The following is a 2193-nucleotide window of genomic DNA, read 5'->3' as shown; positions in this document are numbered from 1 at the left end:
GAGGGCTGCTGCTCGGCGCGGCCGATCCGGTGGCGGCGGGGATGCTGACGGTGCGGCTGCAGGGCTTCACCGGGGCGCTGTCACCGTTGCTGGTGGCCGCGGCGGTGCTGGTCGGCACGGTGACGGTGGCCGGGGTGCTGCGGCTGGTCGCGGCCCGGCGCCGGGCCCGGGTGGCGACGCGGCTGTGGGACTGCGGGGCGGGGCCGCAGTCGGCGCGCATGGAGTACACCGCCACCTCCTTCGCCGAGCCGCTGCAGCGGGTCTTCGACAACGTGGTGCGCCCCGAGCAGGACGTCGATGTCACCCACCACCGGGAGTCGCGCTACCTGGTCGAGGCGGTCAATTACCGGCTGCGGGTACCCGACCGGGTCGAGTACCGGTTCTACCGCCCGGTCCTGGGCGCGGTCCGGAGGTGGGGGCGGGTCGGGCCGCGGCTGGCGACCGGCAGCGTGCACCGCTACCTGGGCTATGGCTTCTACAGCCTGTGCGGGGTGCTGGTCCTGCTGGTGGTGACCCGGTGAGCCTCGCGGGTGTCATCAGCGCGCTGGTGCAGATGGCGGTGGTGGTGGCCGGGGCGCCGCTGCTGGTCGGGGTGATGCGGCAGGTCCGGGCCCGGTTGGAGGGCCGGGCCGGCGCGGGGGTGCTGCAGCCCTGGCGGGACCTGCGCAAGCTGGCGCGCAAGCAGCCCCTGACCCCCCGGGGCACCAGCGAGGTGTTCCGGGTGGCGCCGCTGCTGATGGTGTCCACGACGCTGGCGGTGGTGGCCGTCGCACCGTTCGTGACGACCGCCTCGGTGCCGAGCCCGGGCGCGGACCTGTTCGTGGTGGTGGCGCTGCTGACGTTGGGCGCGGTGGCGCTGGCACTGGCCGGGCTGGACACCGGCACCGCGTTCGGTGGGATGGGCGCCAGCCGGGAGGTCACGGTCCTGGCCCTGGTCGAGCCCACCCTGCTGGTGGCGATCTTCGCGCTGTCGGTCCCCGTCGGGTCCACCAACCTGGCCGACATCGTCATCGCGACCCTGCACGACCCGGGCCGGGTGATCACCCCCGCCAGCCTGCTGGCCGCGGTGGCGCTCGGGCTGGCGGTGGTCGCCGAGACCGGCCGGCTCCCGGTGGACAACCCGTCCACCCACCTGGAGCTGACGATGGTGCACGAGGCCATGGTGCTCGAGTACGCCGGCCCGGACCTGGCGCTGGTGGAGCTGGCCTCGGCGATGCGGCTGTCGGTGTTCCTCGGGCTGTGGGCCACCCTGTTCGTCCCGTGGGGCGTCGCCTCCGATGCGAGCGGGCCGGCGTTGCTGCTCGGGGTGGTCGTCTTCGCGGTCAAGGTCACGGTGCTGGGCGCCGGCCTGTCCGCGGGTGAGGTGTTCCTGGCCAAGCTGCGCCTGTTCCGGGTGCCGGAGCTGCTGGCCGGGTCGTTCCTGCTGGCGCTGCTGGCCGTGGCCGCGTCGTTCTTCCTCGCCTGAACCTGTCGCAGAAGGAGTGTCCGTGAGACCGCTCGCGCTTCGGAGACCGCGGTGAGCCAGGCCGTACTCGTCCAGCTGCTGAACCTGACCGTCGGCGCGGTGCTGCTCACCGCCGTGCTGGTGTTGTGGCGCCGCGAGCTGGCCGTGGTGATCCGGGTGTTCGCGGTCCAGGGCATCGCGCTGGCCGGGCTGGTCGCGGTGCTGGCCGTGCAGGAGGGCTCGGTCGAGCTCGGGGCGGTGGCGGTCGGGGTGCTGGTGCTGCGCGCGGGCGTGTTGCCGTACTTGCTGCGTCGGGCGCTGGCCGCCGCCGGGCCCGAGCGCCGGGAGACCCGGCCGCTGCTCAACGTGGCCGCGTCGCTGCTGGCCGCCGCCGGGCTGACCCTGCTGGCACTCGCGGTGTCGCAGCCCCTGGTCGCCCTGGCGCCCTCGCCGGCCACCGCGGCGATCCCGGTCGGGATGGCGGTGGTGCTGATCGGGTTCTTCGTGCTGGTCACCCGCCGCCGCGCGCTGTCGCAGCTGATCGGCTTCCTGCTGATGGACAACGGCATCACCGCGGTCGGGTTCCTCACCACCGCCGGGGTCGGGCTGGTCGTCGAGCTCGGGGTGTCCCTGGACGTGTTGCTGGCGGTGCTGGTGCTGCAGGTGCTCACCGGGCGGATGCAGGCGACGTTCGGCGACACGGACCTCGACGAACTGCGGGAGTTGCACGACTGATGCCGGTCGGGGCC

General features: G+C 73.9%; 2 protein-coding genes and 1 pseudogene. All 3 read left to right on the top strand.

What is annotated here, in order from left to right; all coding sequences use genetic code 11:
- A pseudogene (locus HF519_RS29920) lies at window positions 1-521 on the top strand (proton-conducting transporter transmembrane domain-containing protein); the annotation flags it as partial.
- A complete protein-coding gene (locus HF519_RS29915) occupies window positions 518-1465 on the top strand; it encodes a respiratory chain complex I subunit 1 family protein (protein WP_308258920.1) in 948 nt (315 codons plus the stop codon). The pseudogene HF519_RS29920 and the gene HF519_RS29915, both read left to right, overlap by 4 nt.
- A 51-nt stretch (window positions 1466-1516) precedes the next feature.
- Window positions 1517-2179 carry a hypothetical protein gene (locus tag HF519_RS29910; RefSeq protein WP_169416301.1) on the top strand — a complete coding sequence of 221 codons (663 nt, stop codon included), beginning with the start codon at window positions 1517-1519 and terminating at the stop codon, window positions 2177-2179.
- Window positions 2180-2193: the final 14 nt, after the last annotated feature.

It is taken from the genome of Pseudonocardia bannensis, assembly GCF_012911875.1.
Lineage (GTDB): Bacteria > Actinomycetota > Actinomycetes > Mycobacteriales > Pseudonocardiaceae > Pseudonocardia > Pseudonocardia bannensis.
Note: the sequence above shows the minus strand (reverse complement) of the source record. Positions and strands in the feature narration are given on the sequence as shown.